This window comes from Amycolatopsis sp. NPDC059657 (assembly GCF_042734395.1).
In the GTDB taxonomy this organism is placed as follows: domain Bacteria; phylum Actinomycetota; class Actinomycetes; order Mycobacteriales; family Pseudonocardiaceae; genus Amycolatopsis.
In genome coordinates this window covers 19,734-42,155 of sequence record NZ_JBHWEB010000084.1, presented here as the reverse complement: position 1 = coordinate 42,155, position 22,422 = coordinate 19,734, and the positions used below count along the sequence as shown (strand labels likewise).

Sequence of the window (22,422 nt, the reverse complement as noted above, 5' to 3'; positions counted from 1 at the left end):
CGATTGATTCCTTCGCAAGAACAATCATCCCAAGTCAGAGGGCATCTGCGCGTCCACGACACGATCAACCCACCAAGATCCTCGGTGGATCCAGGCTCAACGTTGCGAAAGTGGCGTTCACAACGCGGACCGGCCATGGCAGCGCTCGGACCTGTCGCGGGACGGGCGCAAGCCGCATTTTACTCGCCTGTTCGGTGTCCAAGATCAACTCAAGTCGACTTGTCCACAGGTCTCGCCCGATGTGGACAACCCCGCCCATGTTGATCTTGAAACCCGGTTTCCCCTGTATCCCGCGATATGATGGCTGCAGGGGAGCCCCCGGGAGGGTGGGGGCTTTTTATGGGGCGGTCAGAGCTTGTATTCGGTGCCGTCCAGGGGGAGTTCGGCGCCGGCGAGGCGGACGGCCGAGTGCTCGGGGGCGCCGGGGTCCAGTACCGGGTTGGTGTTGTTGAGGTGCGTGTACGCCCAATGCGCACCAGAACCCGCTTCGCGGTGGGCGGCGATGCGGCGCAGGCTGCCGTGCTCGCCCGCGATCGGGATGTGGCCCATCACGTGCTGGGCGTCGTCGCTCACGCCGGACGCGGTCGCGCCGGACATCTCGCCCGGTGAGTAGAAGGTGCCGTCGAGCAGGACCAGGCCGGCGTCGGCGACGAACTCGTCGAAGCCGTCAGGCCAGCTTTTCAGGCAGGGCGCGTAGACGAAGACGCCGCCGGTCGCCGGGTCCTCGATCCGGTAGGCGACCACCCACGGTCCCTCCACTGTGGACGATCGTGCGTACTTGGGGTGTTTGTCGCTCACCGGGAGCACGCTCACCCGCAGGCTGCCCAGCGACGAGCCCGCGGGCAGCCATTCCCAGCCGCCGTAACCGTCGATCACGTCGCGCACGGGGAAACAGTCACGCAGCGCGTGCAGTACCGCGGGTGGTGCCCACACGGGCAGGCCGCCCGCTTCCCGGAGCATCAGCAGTCCCAGTGAATGGTCCAGTTCCGCGTCGGTGAGCAGGACGCCGCGGATCGGGATCTCGCGCGGGCCTGGCCCAGCGTGCAGTGCCGGGTTGCCGAGGATCTGGGCGCGGATGTCCGGGGAGGCGTTGATCAGGTACCAGCCGACGCCGTCCGCGCTGACCGCGACGCAGTCCTGGGTCCTGGGTGTGGCGCCGGATTTGCACAGCGCGCAGGCGCAGTTCCATTGCGGGAAACCGCCGCCTGCCGCCGTGCCGAGCAGGAGCACCCTCACCGGGTCACCGTCGGCTTTCGCATCACGAGCTCGGGCGAGGTGCGCGGCGCGGCCAGGATGAGGTCGACGATGTCGCGCTGCGGCGACTTGCTGCACACGGGGTCCGTCGCGGCCGCGTCACCGGTGAGCAGGAACGCCTGGCAACGGCAGCCGCCGTAGTCCTGGCCACGCCTGTCGCAGCTCCGGCAGGTGTCACTCATCCAGTCTTCGCCGCGATAAGCGTTGAAGGAGCTGGATTTGTACCAGATGTCCGCGAGCGAGGTGTGCCGCACATTGGACAGTTCGAGCGTCTCGATCGCCGTCGCCGCCGGGCAGGGGAGCACGTTCCCGTTGGGCGCGACCGTCAGCTGCCGCGCGCCCCAGCCGTACATGCACGGCTTCGGGTACGGCTCGTAGTAGTCGGCCACCACGTAGATGATCTGCATGGTGCCCGCGAGACGTTTCGTCTCCGCGCGCACCAGCGGTTCGGCCTCGGCGAGCTGCTCCGGGGTCGGCATCAGCGCGTCGCGGTTCTTCAGTGCCCAGCCGTAGTATTGGGTGTTGGCCAGCTCGAGCCGGTCCGCGCCCATCCGCTCGGCGAGCTTGATGATGCCGCCCAGCTGATCGTGGTTTTGCCGGTGCAGCACCACGTTCACCGAAAGCGGCAGCCCGGACTTCTTGATCAGCTCGGCCGCGACGATCTTGCGGTCGAACGCCTTCGCGCCCGCCAGCAGGTCCGAGCGCTGCGCGTCCGCGGCCTGCACGGACAGCTGGACATGCGCCATGCCCCGCTCGATCAGGTCATCGAGGCGCTCGGCGGTGAGGCCGAGCCCGGACGTCACGAGGTTGACGTAGCAGCCGAGCTCGCTCGCGTGCTGGACCAGCTCGGGCAGGTCGGGCCTGGCCAGCGGCTCGCCGCCGGACATGTGCACCTGCAGCACGCCCAGTTCGCGCGCCTGCGTGATGACGGACTTCCACTCGTCGGTGCTCATCTCGCCTTCGCGGGCGATCAGCTCGATCGGGTTCGAGCAGTACGAGCAGTGCAGCGGGCAGCGGTGCGTCAACTCGGCGAGCATGCCGAGAGGCGGCTCCGCGGGAACCGGGATCACGTCCATTCGACGACCCTCCTGTCTCCTAGCCTGGCGAGGACGTCGAGCACGTCGGATTCCCGGACACCGGAATACTTACGGCCCAATTGCTTGGTGATGACCGAAATCGTGGCTTCGCCGTCGCAGAGTTCCAGCACGGCCGCGGCCGTCGGATTCGGCACCAGCACGCCTTCGGGGAACAACAGCACGTGCGTCGAACGCACCTTGTCGTAGGTGAGCCGGACGCCCCGTTTGAGGCGGGGCACCGAGTCCACGCCGATGGTCGTCATTGCTTCGCCCCCGCGCGCTCGATGGCGTCGAGCATCGACCACAGCACGTCGGTCTTGAACTTGAGCGCCTCGATGGAGCGCTCCTGCTGCTCGCGGGTGACCGCGTGACGCACGACGATGTCCAGCGTTCCCTTGCCCTCACCCGAAACCTTGTCGATCCGGTTGGTGAAGTATGCGAGGTCTTCGCGTGCGATCCACGAGTAGTTGGCGAGCATGTCGGCGACCCGGCGCTGCATGAGGTGCCCGGCGAACATCTCGGTCAGCCCGGACGCGATCGCCTCCACCCACGGCTTGGTCCGCGCGAACGTCACGTAGGCGTCGACCGCGAACCGCACGCCAGGCACGACGTGGCGCTGGTCGATCACCTCTTCCCGGTCGAGGCCGACCGCGTTGCACAGCCGCAGCCAGCGCTCGATGCCGCCGTCGCCCGCCCGCGCGCCGTCGTGGTAGACGATGCGGTCGAGCCACTCGCGCCGGATCTCCGGCAGCGGGCAGTTGCTGATGATGGCCGCGTCCTTCTGCGGCAGCATGCATTGGTAGTACCAGCGGTTCGCGGCCCAGACGCGCAGCTCGTGCTCGCTCAGCTCGCCGGCGTGCATGCGGTGATGGAACGGATGAGTGCCCCAGTAGCGATGCGAGAGGTCACGCAACGCGGTGACGAAGTCGGCTGAACTCAAGGGTTCGGTGGACATCAACGGCCTCCCGATTTACCGGTCATAGGGACACTGAAAGGGGCGGGGCCGGGCATGCCGGCCCCGCCGTTCACACGGAGATCAGTCCTCCATGCGGGCCGCGTACGCGGTGACCTCCATGGGGGTTTCGTACTCGACGAAGTCCGGCGTCGTCCAAACCTCAGTGGTTTCGATCATTGTTGACTCCTCGGATCTCTAGTCGCCCGGCGTTGGACGATCAGTGGAGAGCTCGGACCGAGCACGGTCACCCTAGAAGCGCCGAGGCGCCGAACGGAAGACGTTGGGCCAAACTAGGCGGAGTATTCGTAAAGCTTCCTACCTATGTCGTATCGTTATCCAGGGAAGATCACGTAGCGTGTCTCTTAAGGTCGGATGTCTGCGGTTTCCCACCTTCGTCTGGTGGTTCCCTTCGGCCAATCGGTGTGTTTATATCCAACATCGCTGGATGTTCCGAACGTCCGGTTCCGCCGCCGGAAAGTACCCCAAGGAGGCGTTACCTTGTCCAAGCGTCGCTATCTCACCGCCGCGATCGCGTCCGCCACGTCTGCGCTGGTCATGGCCGGTTCGGCCACGGCAGCACCCACTGATGTCTCCGTCATGGCGATCAAGCAGGTCGCCAGCGGCTTGAAGCAGGCATGGGCGGTGGACTTCCTGCCCGACGGAAAAGCCATCTTCACCCAGAAGGACGCCAAGACGGTCAGCACGCTCGACAAGTCGGGCAAGGTCACCAAGGTGCTCGACGTGCCCGGCGTCAGCATCACGAAGGAAGCGGGCCTGCTCGGTATCGCGGTGTCCCCGAAGTTCGCCGCGGACCAGACCGTCTTCATCTACTTCACCACCGGCTCCGACAACCGGATCGCCAAGTTCAAGCTCGGCACGACGACGATCACCCCGATCGTCACCGGCATCCCGCGCGGCGCCGACTTCCACCACGGCGGCCGGATCAAGTTCGGCCCCGACGGCTTCCTCTACGCGGGCACCGGCGACGGCCAGAACGGCGCCAACGCCCAGAACAAGAACTCGCTCGGCGGCAAGATCCTGCGTGTCACCGACTCCGGCGCGGCCGCGCCCGGCAACCCCTTCAACAGCCGCGTCTACTCCTACGGCCACCGTAACGTCCAGGGCCTGGCCTGGGTGAACGGCCAGCTCTACAACTCCGAGATCGGCGCGAGCAAGGTCGACGAGCTCAACAAGATCGAGGCGGGCAAGAACTACGGCTGGCCGACCTGTGAAGGCTCGTGCGGCACCGCGGGCATGACCAACCCTGTCAAGACCTGGCCGACCTCGGACAACACCCCGAGCGGCCTGGCCTTCTACAAGGGCAGCCTGTTCATGGCCTCGCTCAAGGGCGGCACGTACAAGCTGAACACCAGCGGCTCCGGCGGCAAGGTCTACACCAACCTCGGCCGCACCCGCGACGAGGTCGCCGGCCCCGACGGCCAGCTCTGGGTCGTCACCCCGGGCGGCATCTACAACGCTGACGGCAGCTAAAAGCTCGTGAGTGTTCCCGACGGTTCTACAGTCGGGAACACTCACGAGTCCTTACGCCACAGCGGCCTCGAGTTCGGCGAGCGCGGTGTCCAGGTGAGTCAGGATCCGTTGCAGGTGCGGGACACTGCGGCGGCAGCCCGTGATCCCGAAGTCGAGCCGGTCCGCGTTGCTGGTCAGCGTGATGTTCAGCGCCTGCCCGTCGAGCAGCGCCGACGCCGGATAGATGCCGTCGAGTTTCGCGCCGTTCCAATACATCTGTTTCCGCGGCCCCGGCACGTTCGAAATGATCAGGTTGAACGCGGGCGGCGTGTTGTTCACGAACCCGGGAATCGGCGAGATCCCCAGCGGCGCGACGTTGATCGCCGACAACAGCAGTGTCTGCAACGGCGTCAGTTCCGAGAAGAGCCGTTTCCCGTTGCGCATCGACTGATGGATCGTCGCGAGCCGGACCGCCGGATCCTTCTGGTCGGTCGCCAGATTGCAGAGCATCGCGCCGATGTGGTTGCCCGAGGCCTCGCCGGGATCATTCCGGCGCCGCAAGGAAACCGGCACCATCGCGATCATCGGCGCGTCGGGCAGCGCGCTCTGCTCGATCAGGTAATCACGCAAGGCGCCTGAGCACATCGCGAGTACCACGTCGTTGCGGGAAACCCCGGCGGCCGTGGCGACACCACGCACACGGTCGAGCGACCACGACTGCGCCGCGAACCGCCGCGCGCCACCGATCGGCACGTTGAACATCGTCTTCGGCGCTTGCAAAGGCAGCGTCAGCGTCCGTTCGCGGAACGCCTCGTTGGCCACCTTGAACGCGGCGGGCGCGAGCCCGCCGAGCTGGCTCAGTGTTTTGCCCGCGCCTTCGAACATCGAGCCCGCCAGCTGACGGTTACGCCGGACCGTCGGCTGGGGCTTGCGCGATCCCCACGGCGGCGGGCAATCCCTGTCATCCGGGTTGTCCGACAGGGTGCCCTGCAGATGACGCAGCGCGGAGACGCCGTCCATCATCGCGTGGTGGATCTTGCTGTAGATCGCGAAACGGCCGTCGTGCAGGCCCTCGACAAGGTGGATCTCCCAGAGCGGCCGGTGCCGGTCGAGCAGCGTGCTGTGCCAGCGTGATGTCAGCTCCAGCAGTTCCCTGACGCGGCCGGGCTGCGGCAGCGCGGAATGCCGGAAGTGGTAATCCAGCTCGAGGTCGGTGTCCGTCGACCAGGCGATGTGCCCGAGCGGGTTGACCGGGCGGGCCGGGCGCCGCCGGAACAGATTGCGGATGTTCGAATCTTCGAGGAGATCTCGCCGGAGGCCGTGCAGATAGTCGGGGCCGGCGCCCTCGGGTTTCTGGAACAGCTGGAGCCCGCCGACGTGCATGGGGTGTTCCCTGGACTCCACCAGCAGGAACATCGAATCGGTCACGGGCATCAACGGCATAGACGAACCACCTTCCGCACGGACGCCCGAGTGTACGCACACTGGCGGTCGGTCAAGAAGCGAAACTACCCTGTCCATATGACGGACACTGGGGAAATATCGGAGATCACTTCACAGGCCGAGTTACGCGAACTCGTCGGAGACCCGTTGTGGCGCACCGCCACCAAGGTCCGGCCGAGGCTGGGCGAGATCGACCGGCAATGGCTCGCCAACGCCGCGTTCTGTCTCGTCGGGACATCGGACGCCGACGGCAGGTGCGACGTTTCCCCCAAAGGCGACCCGGCCGGCTTCACCCACGTGCTCGACGACACGACCATCGTCATCCCCGAACGGCCGGGCAACCGCCGCGTCGACGGCTTCCTCAACGTGCTCTCCAACCCGCATGTCGGGCTGATCTACCTGCTGGGCGGACGCGGCGACACCTTGCGTATCAACGGCCGTGCCAAGGTGCTCAAGGACGCGCCGTTCTTCGACGAGATGATCGTCAAAGGCAACCGCCCGATGCTCGCGCTGCTCGTCGAGATCGAAGAGGTCTTCTATCACTGCTCGAAGGCCTTCCTCAGGTCCCAGTTGTGGAAGCCCGAAACCTGGCGCCCCGATGACCTCCCGAGCCGCGCGCTGATCGCGAAAGCCTATGAGCGGCAAGAGGATTCGCTCGAAGAGCTGGAGGCCTACTACGGCCCGGAGTACGCCTCCAAGCTCTACGGCTAGAGCCAGTCCAGGTCGGGGTCGATCACGCGCAACCCGGAATGCACCTGCCGCACGGACTCGGCGAGCCGTTCCGGCGGCGCGTCCTTGACCACGAAACCGACGGCGCCCGCGGCGATGCCCCGGCTCAGATAGCCGGGGCGGCCGAAGGTGGTCAGCAGCACGATCTTGCACGCGGGCAGCGCCGCGGTCAGCGCGGACGCGGCGGCGACCCCGTCCAGTCCCGGCATCTGCACGTCCAGCAGCGCGACGTCCGGGCTCGCCGCACGGGCGGCGGCCACCACCTCGTCGCCGCGCCCGACCTGCGCGACCACCTCGATGTCGGACTCCATGTCGAGCATCCGGGCCAGCGCGCCACGCAGCACGGCCTGGTCGTCGGCCAGCAGCACCCTGATCATCGCGGCCCCGGCACGAACACCCGCAGCCGGAAGCCGCCGCCCGGCACCGGCCCGGCCTCGAGTGCGCCGCCCAGCGCCGTCATCCGCTCGGTCAGCCCGCTCAGCCCGTTCCCCATCAGCACCGCCTTCCCGGTGCCGTTGTCGATGATCTCCAGTGAGTTCCCCGTCAGCGTCACCTCACACCGGCTCGCCCCACTGTGTCGCACCACGTTGGTGACGCCTTCCCTCAGCACATGTCCGAACGGTTCACGCAGCTCGGCGGGCACGTCGTCGACCGCGGACGGCAGCGCCGCCTCGATCGAGGCCGACCGCAGCAGCTCGCGCACGTTCGCCAGTTCGGTGGCCAGCGAGACCCGCCGCCGCGAAGCCGCCGTCGACCGGATGTCGGCCAGCGCCTGCCTGCTCAGCTCCTCCAGGTCCGTGACCTCACGCAACGCCGCCTCGGGATCGCCGTCTTCGAGCAGCCGCCGCATCAGCGACAGCTTGACGGTGATCGTGGTCAGGCTGTGCCCGAGCACGTCGTGCAGGTCACGAGCGAACCGCGCCCGCTCGCGTTCGACCGCCACGTTGGCGACCTCGTTGCGTGCCTCGCTGAGCTTCTGGTTGGTCACGATCAGGGTGAACATCCCCAGCATGGCGACCGTGCTGGCGACCAGCACGACGAGGTCGACCACGTGCACCTCGACGAAGAGCCCGACCCCCACCACCAGCGCCAGCCCGCCGGGGATCGCGGCTGCCGGCTGGAGCACGCCCATGACCGTGACCAGCACGAACGACAGCATGGGGTACTGGCTGCCGTTCGTGCCCGCCTCGATCGCCAGGTAGAGCCCGAACATCCAGAGCAGAAAACCCAGCCGCCACGGCAGTGTCCGGCGCCGGACCGGCCAGAGGCCGAACACGTAGCTGACCGAGTAGAGCAGCGCGGCCGCGAACAGCGGCGCGATCCACTGCCGCTGCTGATACATCTCGACCAGTACCGGCAGCAGGAAGACGCAGAACAGCGCGGCCGTGATCCGCCACCCGCGTTCGGAGAGCGGGATCGGGTTCTGGGAGCCGGCCATGCCCCACTTTAGGAAATCCGCGGCCGTTGTCAGGACGATCGAAATAACGTCGCCCATTGCCGGATCGTTGAACGATCTGGCAGCATGACCGCCGTGCCCACGACGATCACCGGCGCCAGGCGCCTGGCAGAAGCCTTGACGGCTCTCGACGTCGAGGTCGTTTTCGGCTTACCCGGAGTGCACAACCTGCCGATCTGGGAAGCGCTGGCCCACACCAAGATCAAACTCATCGGGGTACGCCACGAGCAGACCGCCGGCTACGCGGCCGACGGGTACGCCCGCGCCACCGGCAAGCTCGGCGTCGCCATCGTGACCACCGGTCCCGGTGCGGCGAACACGCTCGGCGCGGTCGGCGAGGCGCACGCGTCCGCCTCACCCGTGCTGGTCATCGCCACCGACATCCCGTCGACGCTGCGCCGCCCCGGCGTCACCCGCGGCGTCCTGCACGAGACCTCGGACCAGGCGGCCATGTTCGCGCCGGTGACCAAGGCGACGTACACGGTGAGCAGCGCGGACGAGATCGCCTCCGCCGTGCACCAGTCGGCGCGCAAGGCGCTCGAACCGCAGAGCGGGCCGGTGTACCTGGGCATCCCGACCGACTACCTCAAGAACGTGGCGCGCGATTTCGACCCGCCGACCGAGGTGTTCGCGGCCTTGAGCACGCCTGATCTCGGCAAGGCGGAGCGCATGCTCGGCAAGGCGAAGAAGCCGCTGATCTGGGCAGGCGGCGGTGCGCTGCGCTCCGGCGCCGGGCCTGCCATCGGCGCGCTCGCGGAGAAGATCGCCGCGCCGGTGATCACCACGTTCGCCGCGCGTGGCCTGCTGCCGCTCGACCACCCGTGCCTCGCGCCCAACCCCGTGCACGCGCCCGAGGTCGGCGCGCTGTGGGACGACGCCGACGTGGTGCTCGCGATCGGCACCGACTTCGACGGCCTGATGACGCAGAACTGGGCGATGCCGCGGCCGCCGAAGCTGATCGCGATCAACGTCGACCCCGACGACGCGAGCAAGAACTACCCGGTCGACATCATGCTCACCGGCGACGCGCGCGCGATCACCGAAGCGCTCGACGTGCCGCAGCGGTCCGGGCTGACGGAGCTGACCGTCGGGCTCAAGCGGATCGCGGCGAAGGTGCGCCAGCGTATCCGCGACGAGGAGCCGCAGGCCGCGGATTTCCTTGCCACGCTGGAAGAAGTGCTGCCGCGTGACGCCGTGCTCGTCGCCGACATGTGCGTCGCCGGGTACTGGGCCGGTGGTTTCCACCGCATCCCCGCGCCGCGCAAGTTCGCGTATCCGATGGGCTGGGGGACGCTCGGCTTCGGTTTCCCGGCGTCACTCGGCGCCGCGGCCGCAGGCACCGGGCGGGCCATCTGCGTCAGCGGTGACGGCGGGTTCCTCTTCGCGTGCGGTGAACTCGCGACGCTGGCGGAGGAGCGGATGCCCGCCACGATCATCATCGTCGACGACGGCGGCTACGGCATGCTGCGGTTCGACCAGGAGCGCGAAGGGCTGCCGCAGCGCGGTGTCAACTGGGACAGCCCCGATTTCGTGGGCCTGGCCAGGTCGTTCGGGGTGCACGCCGAACGCGTCTCCGGCTTCGGGCGGGCGTTCCGGCGACTGCTGTCCGAGATGGTGGAGGCCGACGAGCCCAATGTGCTGGTCGTGCGCGCCAGGCTCCGGCCGCCGCTGAACACCTCGCCTCGGTGGTACCGCCGATGAAGCTGCGCGTAGGTGTCGACATCGGCGGCACGTTCACCGATCTCTGCGTGCTCGACGAGACCGGGATCGTGGCCGTCGGCAAGGTGCTGACCACGCACGACGAGCCGGCGCGTGCCGTCGAAGCCGGGCTCGTGGACACGCTCGCGAAAGCCGGTCTGTCCGCTTCGGACATCGAGCAGTTCGTGCACGGCACGACCTTGGTGACGAACGCGCTGATCGAGCGCAAGGGTTCGCGGACCGCTTTGCTTGCCACGGCCGGGTTTTCGGACGTCCTGGAGATGCGGCGCGAGCACCGGTACGAGCTGTACGACCTGCTCATCGAGCTGCCGGCCCCGCTGGTTCCCCGGCACTTGCGCTTCGACGTACCCGAGCGGGTCCTCGCCGACGGGTCCGTCCACAAGGGACTTGACGAGAACTACGTTTCGCGGCTGGGAAAGGAACTCGCCGCGCGCGGGATCGACGCCGTCGCGATCTGCTTCCTGCACGCGTTCACCAATCCCGCGCACGAGGTGCGTGCCGCCGAGATTCTGCGTGAGGTCGCGCCGGGGCTGCGGGTCGCGCTGTCGTCCGAGGTCGTGCCCGAGATCCGGGAGTTCGAGCGTGCGTCGACCACGGTCGCGAACGTCTACGTCCAGGACCTGACCGAGCGGTACCTGCGTGACCTCGAACGGCGGTTGCACGCGGCGGGCGTCGGGCCGTCGCCGCACATCATGCTGTCCAACGGCGGCATCGCGACCGTCGACACGGCCGCCCGGTATCCCATCCGCATCCTCGAGTCCGGACCGGCCGGCGGCGCGCTCGCCGCGTCCGCTTTCGGTGCGGTGGCGGGGGAAACGGATCTGCTGGCGTTCGACATGGGCGGCACGACGGCGAAGCTGTGCATGATCTCCGGCGGCACGCCGCTGGTCACGCACGAGTTCGAAGTGGACCGCAAGTACCGGCTGCTGCCGGGGTCAGGGCTGCCGGTGAAGGTGCCGGTCACCGACATGATCGAGATCGGCGTCGGCGGCGGGTCCATCGCGCGGATCGACGCGCTCGGGCTGCTGACCGTCGGCCCCGATTCGGCGGGCTCCGAGCCCGGCCCTGTCTGCTACGGCCGTGGTGGCACCGAGCCGACCGTGACCGACGCGGACCTCGTGCTCGGCTACCTCGATCCCGGTTATTTCCTCGGTGGCGGAATGACTTTGGACGCTTCCGGGGCCCGTGAGGCGATCCGCGTGAAGATCGCCGAGCCGCTCGGCGTCAGCGTCGAAGAGGCCGCGTACGGCATTCATTCCAGCGTCAACGAGGACATGGCCAACGCCGCGCGGGTGCACGCCGTCGAACGGGGCAAGGACCCGGCGAAGCTGCCGATGTTCACCTTCGGCGGCGCCGGGCCGGTGCACGGCGTCGGTGTCGCGCGGGCGCTCGGCGCGCCGCAGGTGGTCGCGCCGCCCGCGGCGGGCGTGATGAGCGCGGTCGGGTTCCTCACCGCGCCGCTGGCCTTCGACTTCGTGCGCTCCTCGCGCGCCAGCGTGCACGACCTCACGTGGGAGCAGGTCGACGGGCTGTTCGCCGAGATGGAGGCGGAGGGCGAGGAGTTGCTCGAGGCGTCCGGAGTGACTCACACCCGGATCGCCGAAATGCGCTACGCCGGGCAGGGTTACGAGATCCGCGTGCCGGTGACCGGCGACGGCTCGAACTGGCCTGGTGAGCTGATCGACGAATTCGTGTCCACGTACCGGAACCTCTACCAGCGCACCGGCCCCGACGTCTCGGTCGAGGTGCTCAACTGGCGGGTCGTCTCAAGTGGACCCGCGCCGGACGTCACGCTGCGGCTTCAGACGGGTTCGGGCACGGGCGAGGCGCGTAAGGGCTCGCGGCCCGCGTATTTCCCCCAAGCGGGTGGATTTGTCGATACCGCGGTGCTCGATCGGTACCGTCTCAAGCCTGGCGACGAGGTCGAGGGCCCGGCGATCGTGGAGGAGCGTGAGTCCACAGTGGTCGTTCCACCCGGTGCGACCTGCGGGGTCCGCGAGGACGCCAGCCTGGTGGTGACCGTATGACCGTCGACCCGATCCTGGTCGGAGTGATCGGCAACCGGCTCCACTCGATTCTGGCCGAGCAGCAGAACGCGCTGGTCAACACCGCTTTTTCGGCCGTGGTCCGCGAATCGCTCGACCTCGCGTGCGCCGTGTTCGACTCGCGCGGCGAGATGATCGGCCAGTCCGTCGGCGGCACCCCCGGCCACATCAACGCGATGGCCACCGGGATGCACCACTTCGTCGCCGCGTACCCGCCGGAGACGCTCGAACCCGGCGACGTGCTGCTCACCAACGATCCGTGGCAGACCGCGGGGCAGATCAACGACATCACCGTCGCCACGCCGGTGTTCCTGCGCGGGCGGCTGGTCGCGTGGTTCGCGTCGTGCTGCCACGCGCCGGACATCGGCGGCAGGCTCGTCTCGGCCGAGGCGAACGAGGTCTTCGAAGAGGGCCTGCGGCTGCCGATCATGAAGTTCCTGCGCGCCGGTGTGGTCAACGCCGACCTCGAACTGCTGATCCGCGTCAACGTCCGCACCCCGGAGGAGACCATCGGCGACCTGTACGCGCAGGTCACCGGCAACGAGGTCGGGGCGGCGAGCCTGGTCAGGCTGCTCGACGAGTTCGGCCTCGAGTCGATCGACGAGGTCGCGGCCGAGATCATGAACCGCTCCGAGCGGGCCCTGCGCGGCGCGCTCGCGAAGATGCCGGACGGCGTCTACACCAGCGAGATGCGCACGGACGGCTTCGACGACGAGGACATCACGCTCAAGACGACCGTGACCATCGCGGGCGAGGACATCCATCTCGACTTCGCCGGGTCGTCGCCGCAGAGCAAGCGCGGGATCAACGTGGTGCTCAACTACACCCGCGCGTACGCGTCGTTCGCCGTGAAGGCCGCGATCTCACCCGAGGTGCCGCACAACGCGGGCTCGTTCCGGCCGGTGCACGTGACCGCGCCTGAAGGCTCGGTGCTGAACTGCCTGAGCCCGGCGCCGGTCGCGTCCCGGCACCTCATCGGGCACTTCCTGCCGTCGCTGCTGATCAGCGCGTTGCACAAAGCCTTGCCGGGTAACGCTTTGGCGCACAGCGCGGACGCGTTGTGGATGACGATCTGGCGTGGCGTCGCCGCGGACGGCGAGTTCATGCTCAACGTTTTCCAGACCGGCGGCATCGGCGCGCGGGCGGGCAAGGACGGCTTGAGCACCACGGGATTCCCGAGTGGACTGCGCTCGACGCCGACCGAGGTCATCGAGACGATGGCGCCTCTGATGCAGGTCGAGCGGGTGCTGCGGCAGGACTCGGGCGGTGTCGGCCGTCAGCGCGGCGGGCTCGGGCAGAACACCTCGATGGCCGCGCGCGGTGAGATCTCGTGGAGTGTCAACGGAAACGTCGATCGGACACTGCGTCCAGCGTCCGGTGTGGACGGTGGGGGTGCGGGCGCCGCTGGTGTGTTCGGGCTTGTTTCCGGTGAGGACCTGCCGAGCAAGAGCCGGGTCGCGCTGGCGCCGGACGCGGTCGTCTCGGTGGTGCTGCCCGGCGGCGGTGGCTACGGTTCGCCGTTCGAGCGCGACCCGCTCGCGGTGCTGGCCGATGTGGTGGACGGGTACGTGTCGATCGAATCGGCGCGGGCCGGCTATGGCGTCGAGGTGCGGTACATCGGCGCTCCGGACGCGCTGGTCCGGCTGCCGGAAGACTATGTCGTCGACGAGGAATCAACCTCGCGGTTAAGGAGATGAAAATGGGCCGGTTGGCCGACAAGGTCGCGGTGGTCTTCGGCGGTGCGCGGGGCATCGGCCTCGCCACGGTGAAGGAATTCCTCGCCGAGGGCGCCACCGTGTACGCCAGCGACATCCGCGAGCCGGCGGAGAAGCTGGACCACGAGAACTACTCACACTCCATTGTGGACGCGACCGACGAGAACGACGTCGACACGTTCGTCCAGGAAGTGCTGTCGCGCGCGGGCCGCATCGACGTGCTGTTCAACAACGTCGGCATCCACCTGGGCAAGCCGCTCGCCGACACCACGCTGGACGAGTTCGACAACATCTTCGCGCTGAACGTGCGCGCGGCGTTCCTCGGCACGCGTGCCGTGCTGCCCGGCATGATCGAGCGCAAGGCGGGCAGCATCGTCACGACCTCGTCCAACGGCGGTGTGATGGGACGGCCAGGCGACCCCGTCTACAACGCCACCAAGCACGCGCTGGTCGGGCTGACCAAGTCGATCGCCGTCGCGCACGCGCACCAGGGAATCCGCGCCAACACGGTCAACCCCGGCGCGATCGACACCGACATGCTGCGCGGCACACTCGCGACGCCGGCCGACTTCGAAGCCAAGCAGCACGCGCTCGTCGCGAGCACCCCCGCCGCCCGCATCGGCGAGGCGTGGGAGGTCGCGAAGGCCGTGGTGTTCCTGGCCAGCGACGAATCCCGCTTCATCAACGGCGCGGTGCTCCCGATCGACGGCGCGAAGGCCGCGGGCGCGATGCCGAACAACCGTTACAGCTTGGACTTCGATCTCGGGGTCAAGTGATGGCGTCCCTCGATGCTGCGCGGTTGCAGGAGGACCGTGAGCTGCTGGAGCGCAGCGGCACGGCCGAGCGGGTCGCCGCCATCCTGCGCCAGCGCATCACCGAGGGCGACTTCCCGCCGGGCACCCGGCTCGCCGAGCCCGCGATCAGCGCCGCGCTCGGCGTCTCCCGCAACACCCTGCGGGAGTCGTTCCAGCTGCTCGCGCACGAACGCCTCGCGGTCCACGAGCTCAACCGCGGCGTGTTCGTCCGCGAGCTGACGGCCGACGACATCGAAGACCTCTACGCGATCCGGCGCATCGTCGAATGCGGCGCCCTCCGCCGCGCGGCCGAACGCGCTTCGCTCGACCTTTCCCCGGTCCAGGCGGCTTTGGCCGACGGCCAGTCCGCGGCCGCCGCGGAGGAGTGGCGAGCCGTCGGCACGGCGAGCATCCACTTCCACCAAGCCTTGGCGGACCTCGCGGGCAGCCACCGCGTCAGCGAGACCATGCGCCAGGTTCTCGCCGAAACCCGTCTGGTCTTCGTGTTCACGGAGAACACCAGGGCCTTCTTCGAGCCCTACCTCAACCGCCACGCCCGCATCCTCAAGCAGCTGGAGCGCGCCCGTTTCACCGAGGCCGCGGACGCGCTCGACGCCTACCTCCGCGAAGCCGAGACCCAACTGCTCGCCGCCTACGCCCGCGCCGACCCATGACCCCCGCCGGCGAAAAAAATCCCAATGCGGCATTGGTCAGGTTTCAGCCTCCCAATGTGGCTTTCGTCAGCTCCGAGCTGACGAAAGCCACATTGGGATTTTTTTCGCCGGGTGGGTCAGCAGGTGATCGAGGCGTTCGCCCAGTCGGCGTGGTCGGAGTTGTTGCCGTCGCCGCCGTCGGTGACCACCAGGTCGAGCACCTGGACGCCGGTGAGCGTGACGTCGATGGGCTGGGACTGGCCGGTCTTCAGGGTTTCGGTGGCGGCGAGTTGCTTGCCGTCGCCGAGCACCTGGAAGGCCACGGTGCCGATCTTCTTCTCGTCGTCGAGTCCGACGATCGAGCTGAACGACTTGCAGCCGCCGCCCAGGTAGAAGCGCACCTTCGACGGCGCGTGCACGCCGAGGCCGTCGGGGTAGACGACGCCGCCGATGGTGATCGGCTTGCCGTCACCCGCCTTGGACTCGCCGTTGCTCTTGCCGCGCTCGACCGGGCCGAACCCGTTCTCCGCAGAGATCCACGCGGCCTGGGACAACGCGGTCGTGCCCGCGGCTGGCGCGGTCACCAGCGGCGTGGTGCCGTCGGTGTCCAGTGCTTGCTTTCCCCACAGCGTCCAGTATTCGGTATGCGAGGTCACCGAAACCTTGTCGCCGGTGGGACTGACCGGGGCGACCGTCCAGGTGTGCTTCCACGATTTCCCCGGCAGGACAACGAGAACGAACTCTTCGGCGCGGCCGTCGACCTTCCAGCCGGCCGGCGCGGTCAGCGAGACCTTACCCAGGAAGGCCGGGGTCGAACCGTCGTTGGTGAGTTCGACCGAAGTGGTGAACGGCTTGTCGCGGGGCGTGAAGTCGGCCGCCTGCACCGAAAGTGTGGTGCGCGGCGCGGCGTTCGGGAACTTGGACGGCCACACGCGGAACGCGGCCGCGCCGTGGCTCGGCACCGCGGCGCGCAGCGTGCCCGTGGTCTCGGTCTCGGCGCCGGTCCACAGGTCGCGGACGCGGTAGCCGGACGAGGCCGCCGCGCCGATCTCCGCGGGAAGCGTCGAGATCGACGAGGACTTGTTGCCCCGGTTGAACAGCACCACGGCCGTCGAGCCGTCGGACATCGGCTTCGCCCAGACCTCGTTGTCGCCGTCGTCGCGGACCTTGTGGCCCTGCTTGCCGCCCCAGTCCTGGTTGATCGCGATCAGGTCCTTGTTCTGCAGGATCTTCTTCGTCGCGTCGGACTGCGAGCGCAGGTCGTTGCCCGCGAGCAGCGGCGCGTTCATGAGCGACCACAACGCGAAATGCGCCTGGTACTCGTCGTTGGTCATGCCGCCATTGCCGACCTCGAGCATGTCGGGGTCGTTCCAGGCGCCGGGGCCGGAGTAGGCCTCCAGGCCGACCTGCTTGTCGAGGATGCCGGTCCAGCTGCCCCAGTTGTCCTTGATGTCGCCGGTGGTGCGCCACAGCTGCGCCCCGGCGTCCTTGCCCCAGGTCCACGGCTTGTTCTGGCCCCACTCGCACAGCGCGTAGACGATCGGGCGGCCGGTCTTCTTCAGCGCCTCGCCCATCTTCGTGTAGCGCTCCAGCGCGGGACGGCCCTGGTTGTTGCAGTTGTCGTACTTGAGGTAGTCGACGCCCCAGTCCGCAAACGTTTGCGCGTCGACATCCTCGTGGTCGAGCGCGCCCGGCATGGTCTTGGCGCAGGTCAGTGTTCCCGCGCTGGTGTAGATGCCGAGCTTGAGGCCCTTGCCGTGGACGTAGTCGGCGAGCGCCTTGATCCCGCTCGGGAAGCGGGTCTTGTGGTTCTCGAGCTTGCCCTCGGCGTTGCGGTTCAGGTCCGCCCAGCAGTCGTCGATGTTCACGTACTGGTAGCCGGCGTCCTTCATGCCGGACGAGACGAGCGCGTCCGCGGTCTCGCGGATCAGCTGCTCGTTGATGTCGCAGGCGAACTTGTTCCAGCTGTTCCAGCCCATCGGCGGCGTGGCGGCGGGCGCTTCCGCCGGTCTGGCTCCGGTTTCGGCTGCGACCGCTGGTGCGGCCACAACGGTCGTCGCGGCCCCCAGGGCAGCAACGAACGCGACAAGACGACGCATGTTTCCTCCAGGAGTGCGCAACGGTGCACACGAAAACTGCACAAATTCACCCAACAATCAACATCACGTGCCGAGTGTCGTCAATGGGCCGTTCGTCTATATCCGCGAGCAGAAATCAATAAGGGTGACAACTTGACCAGACCACTTGACGGCATCAAGGTCGTCGACCTTTCCCGCATCCTGGCCGGGCCGTACTGCACGCAATACCTGGGAGAGATGGGCGCCGACGTGATCAAGGTCGAGCCGCCCGGCCACGGCGACGACACCCGCATGTGGGGCCCGCCGTTCGTCGGCGACGACGCGGTCTACTACCTCGCGGCCAACAGGAACAAACGTGGGATCGTGCTCGATCTCAAGAGCGAACGCGGCCAGGACGCCGTGCGCAGGCTCGTCGCGGACGCCGACGTGCTGGTCGAGAACTTCCGGCCTGGCACGCTGGAACGCTGGGGCCTCGACTACGCGGCGCTCTCCGAACTGAACCCTCGCCTGATCCACCTGTCGATCACCGGTTTCGGCCAGACCGGCCCGTACCGCGACAAACCCGGCTACGACCTGGTCGCCCAGGCGATGGGCGGGATCATGGACCTGACCGGCGAGGCCGACGGCCCGCCCGCGAAGGTCGGCCTCCCCGTCGCCGACCTCAACGCGGGCACCTGGGGCATCATCGCGGTGCTGATGGCGTTGCACGCCCGGCACACGACCGGGCGCGGCCAGTACCTCGACGTGTCGCTTTTGGACACCCAGCTGGCCTGGCACGTCTACGCCGCAGGCGCGACCTTTCACGACGCCAAGCGCCCGCGCCGGATGGGCTCGGCGCACCCGAGCATCGTGCCGTACCAGGCGTATCAGGTGGCCGACAGCTGGATCGTCATCGCGGTCGGCTCCGAGAAACTCTGGCGCGTGTTCTGCTCGGTGCTCGGCCTGGACATCGCCGAGGACCCGCGCTTCGTGTCGAACGCGGCCCGCGCCGCGCACCGCGAAGAACTCAACGAGCTGCTCGCCGAAGTCCTGCTCACGCGCCCCGCAGGCGACTGGCTCAAGCGCTTCGAGGAAGCGAGCATCCCGGCGGGCCCGATCAACACGATCGACGACATCTACGCCGACCCATGGACCACTGAACGGGATCAGGTGGTACGCATGGGTTCGTACACGGGCACGGGATTCCCGGTCAAGGCGTCCGGCACGCCGGCTCGACCGGTCTCGCCGCCGCCGACGCTCGGTCAGCACACCGAAGACGTGCTGGCCGAACTCGGCTACACGGCCGAGGAGATCGCGGAGTTCCTGCCCCGCCGAGGTGAGGAGTGACGATGCAACCGACCAACCCGCTCTGGCATCCGTTCGCGGACATGGGCGCGGTCGACGGCGACCGGATGATCATCACCAGGGGTGCGGGCTCGTACGTCTGGGACGATCAGGACCGGCGCTATTTCGACGCGACCGCCTCGCTCTGGTACGCCAATTTCGGGCATGGCCGTGAAGAGATCGCCGACGCCGTCGCCGCGCAGCTGCGCAAGCTCGACTCGTACAACCTCTTCGGCTACTACGCCAACGAGCCCGCGCTGAAGCTGGCCGAGCGCGTTTCCGCGCTCGCGCCGACACCCGGCTCGAAGGTGTTCCTCGCCTCCGGTGGCGGTGACGTCGTCGACACCGCGGCGAAGATCGCCCGCGCGCACTTCTTCCACACCGGCCGTCCGGAGAAGACGCACTTCATCGGCAGGCGGCTCGGCTACCACGGCACGCACGGTTTCGGCACCGCGATCGGCGGGCTCGCGCCCAACCGCGTCGGCTTCGAACCGTTGCAGGAGCCTGTTTCGCACGTCCCGTTCGACGACGCCGCGGCACTGGAAGCGGAGATCCAGCGCGTCGGTGCCGATCGCGTGGCCGCGTTCTTCTGCGAACCGGTGCTCGGCGCGGGCGGCGTGCAGCTGCCGCCGCCCGGGTACATCGAGGCCGTCGCCGAGATCTGCAAGCGGCACGACGTGCTCTTCGTCGCCGACTGCGTGATCGCCGGATTCGGGCGGCTCGGCACCTGGTTCGGCATCGACCGCTGGCCGGTCCAGCCGGACATGATCACCGTCGCCAAGGGCATCACCGGCGGCACGATCCCGCTGGGCGCGCTGATCGTCGCGCCGCGCGTGGCGGAGCCGTTCTTCACCGGCAAGCCCGGCGCGCCGATCCTGCGGCATGGCCCGACCTACGCCGGGCACCCTGTCGCCTGCGCCGCCGCGAACGTCACGCTCGACATCTACGAGCGCGAAGGCCTGATCGCGCGCGGACGCGAGCTGGAGAAGCCGCTGGCCGACGTGCTCTCCGGGCTCACCGCGCACCCGCTGGTCGCCGAAGTCCGTGCCGGGCTTGGCTTCCTGGCCGCGGTCGACCTCACCGACGACGTGCTCGAAGCAGATCCGGGTGCTTCGGGCAAGTTGCAGCGTGCCTGCCGCGAGGAGGGCGTGCTCGTCCGTCCGCTCGCCAAGGGGTTCGCGATCTCACCACCGTTGATCGCCGATGAGCCAGAACTCGACCTGCTCGGAAACGCCTTCCCTCGCGCGCTCGACCGGCTCAGGCTCAGCTGAGACAGAGTTCATTGCCCTCCGGATCCGCGATCGTGATCCACCAGTGCGGGCCCTGGCGGCCTCGGTGCAGTTCTTTCGCGCCGAGCGCCGTCAGGCGCTCGAGCTCGGCCTCCCGCTTGTCTTCGCCGATGCGAAGATCGAGGTGGATCCGGTTCTTCACGGTCTTTCCCTCCGGCACCAGCATGAACAGGATCCGCCTGCCCGAGCCGTCCGGATGCAGGATCGCCTGCCCCTCGCGCCAGACGAGCACGCCCTTGTGCGTCTTCGTGTCCGCGTCGGTGGCGTGGCCCTGCGCGATCATCTCCCTGATGAAGTCCTCCTTACTGGGCTCGACGTCCCAGCCGAGCATGTCTGCCCACCAGTCGGCGAGCGTGTGCGGATCCGCCGAATCGACGACGATCTGGAATTCGTAGGTCATGCCGGCACACTAACGACGGGCACCGACAATTCCGGGACACGACTACAGGGAGTAGGACGACACCGCCCGCTGGATCCGGTTCGCGTACGCCTGCAGCGACGAGATCGCCCCACGCTTCGCCTCGTCGCTGATCCGCGCGGCCGGACCGGCCATGGTGAGCACGGAGGGGCGGTGGCCCGGCACGTGCACCGGCACCGAGCACGCCCACACGCCCTCTTCGATCTCGCCCCAGCTGACCGCGTACCGGTTGAGCACCGCGCGCTTGAGCTCGTCGCGGATCCCGTGCCCGCGCCGCTGCACCACCGCGGGCAGCCGCCGCTCCCGGTCGGCCTCGGGCAGCAGGGCGAGCATCATCTTGCCGGACGCGCCTTCGCCGAGTGGAACGGAATGGCCGGGCTGGAACGTGAACCGCATCGCCCGATCGCATTCGACACGATCCGCGCATACGGCCGTATCCCCGAAATGCTGGAATAGCAACACTGTTTCGCCGAGTTCGCGCGCGGCTTCTTCCATCGTCGGCTTGGCGAGCCGCGCCAGGTCATTCGACAGTTGCGCGGCACGCGCGAGCGGCATCACCTGGCACGTCACGTGATAACGCCCGGCTTTGCCTTCTTCGAGCAGCTGAAGTTCCTTCAGCAGTGCCACATAACGATAAGTCGTCGCGACCGGCGTGCCGATGGTCGCGGCGAGTTCGGCGACGCTGGCTTCCGGCCTGCGCTCGGAGAACGCCAGCAGCAGCTGCAAGACCTTGCGGGAACTGCTGGCGCCGGGAGTGCGCCGGGGAGCTGTCGAGGCGAGGGGAGGGCGTGCTGCGGGCGTCATTTGTGAACCTCTCGGGAAACGGCGCAACTACGGTTACCAGCACAACAGAGAAATAAGTTAGCACAGTGTGCGAACTGCCGGTCAATACCGAAGTTGATTTTCCCGGAGGCAATTCGGTGTCGGATTCCGCCAGGCGGAATCCGACACCGAATTCATGGATCAGGTGGTGATGAACTTGTCCGGGCTCTGCACCACGGGCGATTCGAAGAACAGGTTCTTGTATTCGTCCTGGATACCGGAGTTGTGGACCTGAATGGCAAGTGGTCCTACCCGGCCCGCTGTCTTGTCCTCGAACTTGAGCACCTCGACACCCTTACAGGTGGCCGCCGGTTCCTTCAGCGGGCAGCAGGCCATCCGCGCGATGCCGGTCTTCGCGTTGCCGATGAGCTCGCACTGCGCCCATTTTTTGATGTCGATCGAGGTGTGCGGATACTGCGTGAACAGCTTCCCGCCGCCGTTGTTGTGCCCGGCCCGGTAGTCCCAGTGCCCGCCGTTCGGCGGCTGGAACTGGATGGAGTCGAGGCCGTTCAGCACCGGGGCGGTCTTGCCCCAGATCAGCACGGTCGGCTTGTGGTCGCCCTTGACCTGCTTGAGCGTGAAGATCCAGCGGAAGGTGTCGACCTGCTTCTTGTTGTAGTACAACCAGCCGCGCGCGGTCCCGTTGCCGTGGATGACACCGTCCTTCGCCGACCAGAGACCGTCCTTCGACGAGGTCCAGCCGTCGAGCGTCTTGCCGTCGAACATCGAGACCAGGTTCGGGTCACCGTACGGATTCGGGTCGCCCTGCGGGGTCAACCCGGCTGCTGCTGCCATCGGCGACGTGACCACGGCCGTCGCCAAAGCGACCCCCGCGACCAGCGCCAAGAGTGAGCGGCGAAGCATGGATGCCGTCCTTTCACTTCATAACCGGACGTGAACGCTTACGGTCGGACGGCGATTGTCACGCTACGAGTGAGCGCCGTTACCCGTCAACCCCGCTAGCCCGGATGGCACTCGATGTCCCGCTGACCGAACCCTCCACTGTGGACGCGCGTGCCACACAGGTCGGTACCTCGGGTCTTCTGGCACTCATTGAGGGGAAGCCAAAGGTGGGGTCGTGAGTGGTACGGCCGGTTCTAACCGGCGGGAACACTCACGACCCCATACCTGGCGAGCCTGGCGCTGTGCACAGAACGCGGACACGCGTGCAGGAGAAGCGGAT

The 22,422-nt window shown here is 67.8% G+C and carries 20 protein-coding genes and 1 pseudogene; 9 read left to right on the top strand and 12 right to left on the bottom strand.

The features are described 5' to 3' along the window. Nucleotides 1-348 precede the first annotated feature (348 nt). From pqqB to pqqA, 5 genes are all read right to left on the bottom strand, one after another. Nucleotides 349-1,236: a pyrroloquinoline quinone biosynthesis protein PqqB gene (gene pqqB, locus ACFV15_RS33945; RefSeq protein WP_378355613.1), complete on the bottom strand. Its 888-nt coding sequence runs from the start codon at nt 1,234-1,236 to the stop codon at nt 349-351. Further along, on the bottom strand, nt 1,233-2,330 hold the full coding sequence (gene pqqE, locus ACFV15_RS33940) for a pyrroloquinoline quinone biosynthesis protein PqqE (protein ID WP_378355611.1): 1,098 nt from the start codon (nt 2,328-2,330) through the stop codon (nt 1,233-1,235). The genes pqqB and pqqE overlap by 4 nt, the downstream gene beginning before the upstream one ends. After that, a complete protein-coding gene (pqqD, locus tag ACFV15_RS33935) occupies nt 2,321-2,593 on the bottom strand; it encodes a pyrroloquinoline quinone biosynthesis peptide chaperone PqqD (protein ID WP_378355609.1) in 273 nt (90 codons plus the stop codon). Before pqqD ends, pqqE begins: the two co-directional genes overlap by 10 nt. Continuing rightward, nucleotides 2,590-3,285, bottom strand: a complete 696-nt coding sequence (pqqC, locus tag ACFV15_RS33930; protein WP_378355607.1) for a pyrroloquinoline-quinone synthase PqqC — start codon at nt 3,283-3,285, stop codon at nt 2,590-2,592. The genes pqqD and pqqC overlap by 4 nt, the downstream gene beginning before the upstream one ends. An 81-nt stretch (nt 3,286-3,366) precedes the next feature. Beyond that, nucleotides 3,367-3,462, bottom strand: a complete 96-nt coding sequence (gene pqqA, locus ACFV15_RS33925; protein WP_091289629.1) for a pyrroloquinoline quinone precursor peptide PqqA — start codon at nt 3,460-3,462, stop codon at nt 3,367-3,369. 321 nt (nt 3,463-3,783) lie between these two features. Here pqqA and ACFV15_RS33920 point away from each other — a divergent pair, with 321 nt between their 5' ends. Continuing rightward, complete coding sequence (locus ACFV15_RS33920; protein WP_378355605.1) at nt 3,784-4,776, top strand: PQQ-dependent sugar dehydrogenase; 993 nt, start codon at nt 3,784-3,786, stop codon at nt 4,774-4,776. Nucleotides 4,777-4,827: 51 nt separating this feature from the next. Here the strand turns inward: ACFV15_RS33920 and ACFV15_RS33915 are convergent, their stop codons facing one another. After that, nucleotides 4,828-6,198, bottom strand: coding sequence for a wax ester/triacylglycerol synthase family O-acyltransferase (locus ACFV15_RS33915; RefSeq protein WP_378355603.1), 1,371 nt, complete (start codon nt 6,196-6,198; stop codon nt 4,828-4,830). Between the two features lie 78 nt (nt 6,199-6,276). On the opposite strand from ACFV15_RS33915, the gene ACFV15_RS33910 reads away from it, so the two are divergent. Then, nucleotides 6,277-6,909, top strand: coding sequence for a pyridoxamine 5'-phosphate oxidase family protein (locus ACFV15_RS33910; RefSeq protein ID WP_378355601.1), 633 nt, complete (start codon nt 6,277-6,279; stop codon nt 6,907-6,909). Between the two features lie 8 nt (nt 6,910-6,917). On the opposite strand, the pseudogene ACFV15_RS33905 reads toward ACFV15_RS33910, so the two are convergent. Then, nucleotides 6,918-7,304 (bottom strand): annotated as a pseudogene (locus ACFV15_RS33905) (response regulator); the annotation flags it as partial. Beyond that, nucleotides 7,301-8,365 (bottom strand): sensor histidine kinase, encoded by a 1,065-nt coding sequence (locus tag ACFV15_RS33900; RefSeq protein WP_378355599.1) that lies wholly within the window; start codon nt 8,363-8,365, stop codon nt 7,301-7,303. The gene ACFV15_RS33900 and the pseudogene ACFV15_RS33905, both read right to left, overlap by 4 nt. 84 nt (nt 8,366-8,449) lie before the next feature. Here ACFV15_RS33900 and ACFV15_RS33895 point away from each other — a divergent pair, with 84 nt between their 5' ends. From ACFV15_RS33895 to ACFV15_RS33875, 5 genes are read left to right on the top strand one after another with little or no spacing between them, the layout of a single operon-like run. Further along, a complete protein-coding gene (locus tag ACFV15_RS33895; protein WP_378355598.1) occupies nt 8,450-10,084 on the top strand; it encodes a thiamine pyrophosphate-binding protein in 1,635 nt (544 codons plus the stop codon). Next, the gene (locus ACFV15_RS33890) at nt 10,081-12,129 is read left to right on the top strand and encodes a hydantoinase/oxoprolinase family protein (protein WP_378355597.1); all 2,049 of its coding nucleotides are present in this window, start codon (nt 10,081-10,083) and stop codon (nt 12,127-12,129) included. The genes ACFV15_RS33895 and ACFV15_RS33890 overlap by 4 nt, the downstream gene beginning before the upstream one ends. Continuing rightward, nucleotides 12,126-13,844, top strand: coding sequence for a hydantoinase B/oxoprolinase family protein (locus ACFV15_RS33885; protein ID WP_378355595.1), 1,719 nt, complete (start codon nt 12,126-12,128; stop codon nt 13,842-13,844). The genes ACFV15_RS33890 and ACFV15_RS33885 overlap by 4 nt, the downstream gene beginning before the upstream one ends. Nucleotides 13,845-13,846: 2 nt before the next feature. Then, nucleotides 13,847-14,638: an SDR family NAD(P)-dependent oxidoreductase gene (locus tag ACFV15_RS33880; RefSeq protein ID WP_378355593.1), complete on the top strand. Its 792-nt coding sequence runs from the start codon at nt 13,847-13,849 to the stop codon at nt 14,636-14,638. Further along, nucleotides 14,638-15,330: a GntR family transcriptional regulator gene (locus ACFV15_RS33875; protein WP_378355591.1), complete on the top strand. Its 693-nt coding sequence runs from the start codon at nt 14,638-14,640 to the stop codon at nt 15,328-15,330. The genes ACFV15_RS33880 and ACFV15_RS33875 overlap by 1 nt, the downstream gene beginning before the upstream one ends. Nucleotides 15,331-15,446: 116 nt before the next feature. Here the strand turns inward: ACFV15_RS33875 and ACFV15_RS33870 are convergent, their stop codons facing one another. After that, complete coding sequence (locus tag ACFV15_RS33870) at nt 15,447-17,408, bottom strand: NPCBM/NEW2 domain-containing protein (protein ID WP_378355590.1); 1,962 nt, start codon at nt 17,406-17,408, stop codon at nt 15,447-15,449. Nucleotides 17,409-17,540: 132 nt separating this feature from the next. Between ACFV15_RS33870 and ACFV15_RS33865 the strand changes: the two genes are divergently transcribed. Both ACFV15_RS33865 and ACFV15_RS33860 read left to right on the top strand, forming a co-directional pair. Next, the gene (locus ACFV15_RS33865; RefSeq protein ID WP_378355588.1) at nt 17,541-18,713 is read left to right on the top strand and encodes a CaiB/BaiF CoA transferase family protein; all 1,173 of its coding nucleotides are present in this window, start codon (nt 17,541-17,543) and stop codon (nt 18,711-18,713) included. 2 nt (nt 18,714-18,715) lie between these two features. Continuing rightward, entirely contained in the window at nt 18,716-19,981 is a 1,266-nt protein-coding gene (locus ACFV15_RS33860; protein ID WP_378355586.1) for an aspartate aminotransferase family protein, read from the top strand. Here ACFV15_RS33860 and ACFV15_RS33855 read toward each other — a convergent pair. From ACFV15_RS33855 to ACFV15_RS33845, 3 genes are all read right to left on the bottom strand, one after another. After that, nucleotides 19,974-20,399, bottom strand: a complete 426-nt coding sequence (locus tag ACFV15_RS33855; protein ID WP_378355584.1) for a VOC family protein — start codon at nt 20,397-20,399, stop codon at nt 19,974-19,976. The genes ACFV15_RS33860 and ACFV15_RS33855 overlap by 8 nt on opposite strands. Before the next feature lie 42 nt (nt 20,400-20,441). Then, the gene (locus ACFV15_RS33850; RefSeq protein WP_378355583.1) at nt 20,442-21,221 is read right to left on the bottom strand and encodes an IclR family transcriptional regulator; all 780 of its coding nucleotides are present in this window, start codon (nt 21,219-21,221) and stop codon (nt 20,442-20,444) included. Nucleotides 21,222-21,380: 159 nt separating this feature from the next. Next, nucleotides 21,381-22,103, bottom strand: a complete 723-nt coding sequence (locus tag ACFV15_RS33845; protein ID WP_378355581.1) for a family 16 glycoside hydrolase — start codon at nt 22,101-22,103, stop codon at nt 21,381-21,383. Nucleotides 22,104-22,422: the final 319 nt, after the last annotated feature.

Bases quoted from the DNA above. Each gene is read 5' to 3' on its own strand.
- pqqE (WP_378355611.1), bottom strand. From the start codon at position 2,330: ATGGACGTGATCCCGGTTCCCGCGGAGCCGCCTCTCGGCATGCTCGCC.
- pqqD (WP_378355609.1), bottom strand. From the start codon at position 2,593: ATGACGACCATCGGCGTGGACTCGGTGCCCCGCCTCAAACGGGGCGTC.
- pqqC (WP_378355607.1), bottom strand. From the start codon at position 3,285: ATGTCCACCGAACCCTTGAGTTCAGCCGACTTCGTCACCGCGTTGCGT.
- pqqA (WP_091289629.1), bottom strand. From the start codon at position 3,462: ATGATCGAAACCACTGAGGTTTGGACGACGCCGGACTTCGTCGAGTAC.
- ACFV15_RS33915 (WP_378355603.1), bottom strand. From the start codon at position 6,198: ATGCCGTTGATGCCCGTGACCGATTCGATGTTCCTGCTGGTGGAGTCC.
- ACFV15_RS33910 (WP_378355601.1), top strand. From the start codon at position 6,277: ATGACGGACACTGGGGAAATATCGGAGATCACTTCACAGGCCGAGTTA.
- ACFV15_RS33900 (WP_378355599.1), bottom strand. From the start codon at position 8,365: ATGGCCGGCTCCCAGAACCCGATCCCGCTCTCCGAACGCGGGTGGCGG.
- ACFV15_RS33895 (WP_378355598.1), top strand. From the start codon at position 8,450: ATGACCGCCGTGCCCACGACGATCACCGGCGCCAGGCGCCTGGCAGAA.
- ACFV15_RS33890 (WP_378355597.1), top strand. From the start codon at position 10,081: ATGAAGCTGCGCGTAGGTGTCGACATCGGCGGCACGTTCACCGATCTC.
- ACFV15_RS33885 (WP_378355595.1), top strand. From the start codon at position 12,126: ATGACCGTCGACCCGATCCTGGTCGGAGTGATCGGCAACCGGCTCCAC.
- ACFV15_RS33880 (WP_378355593.1), top strand. From the start codon at position 13,847: ATGGGCCGGTTGGCCGACAAGGTCGCGGTGGTCTTCGGCGGTGCGCGG.
- ACFV15_RS33875 (WP_378355591.1), top strand. From the start codon at position 14,638: ATGGCGTCCCTCGATGCTGCGCGGTTGCAGGAGGACCGTGAGCTGCTG.
- ACFV15_RS33870 (WP_378355590.1), bottom strand. From the start codon at position 17,408: ATGCGTCGTCTTGTCGCGTTCGTTGCTGCCCTGGGGGCCGCGACGACC.
- ACFV15_RS33860 (WP_378355586.1), top strand. From the start codon at position 18,716: ATGCAACCGACCAACCCGCTCTGGCATCCGTTCGCGGACATGGGCGCG.
- ACFV15_RS33855 (WP_378355584.1), bottom strand. From the start codon at position 20,399: ATGACCTACGAATTCCAGATCGTCGTCGATTCGGCGGATCCGCACACG.
- ACFV15_RS33850 (WP_378355583.1), bottom strand. From the start codon at position 21,221: ATGACGCCCGCAGCACGCCCTCCCCTCGCCTCGACAGCTCCCCGGCGC.
- ACFV15_RS33845 (WP_378355581.1), bottom strand. From the start codon at position 22,103: ATGCTTCGCCGCTCACTCTTGGCGCTGGTCGCGGGGGTCGCTTTGGCG.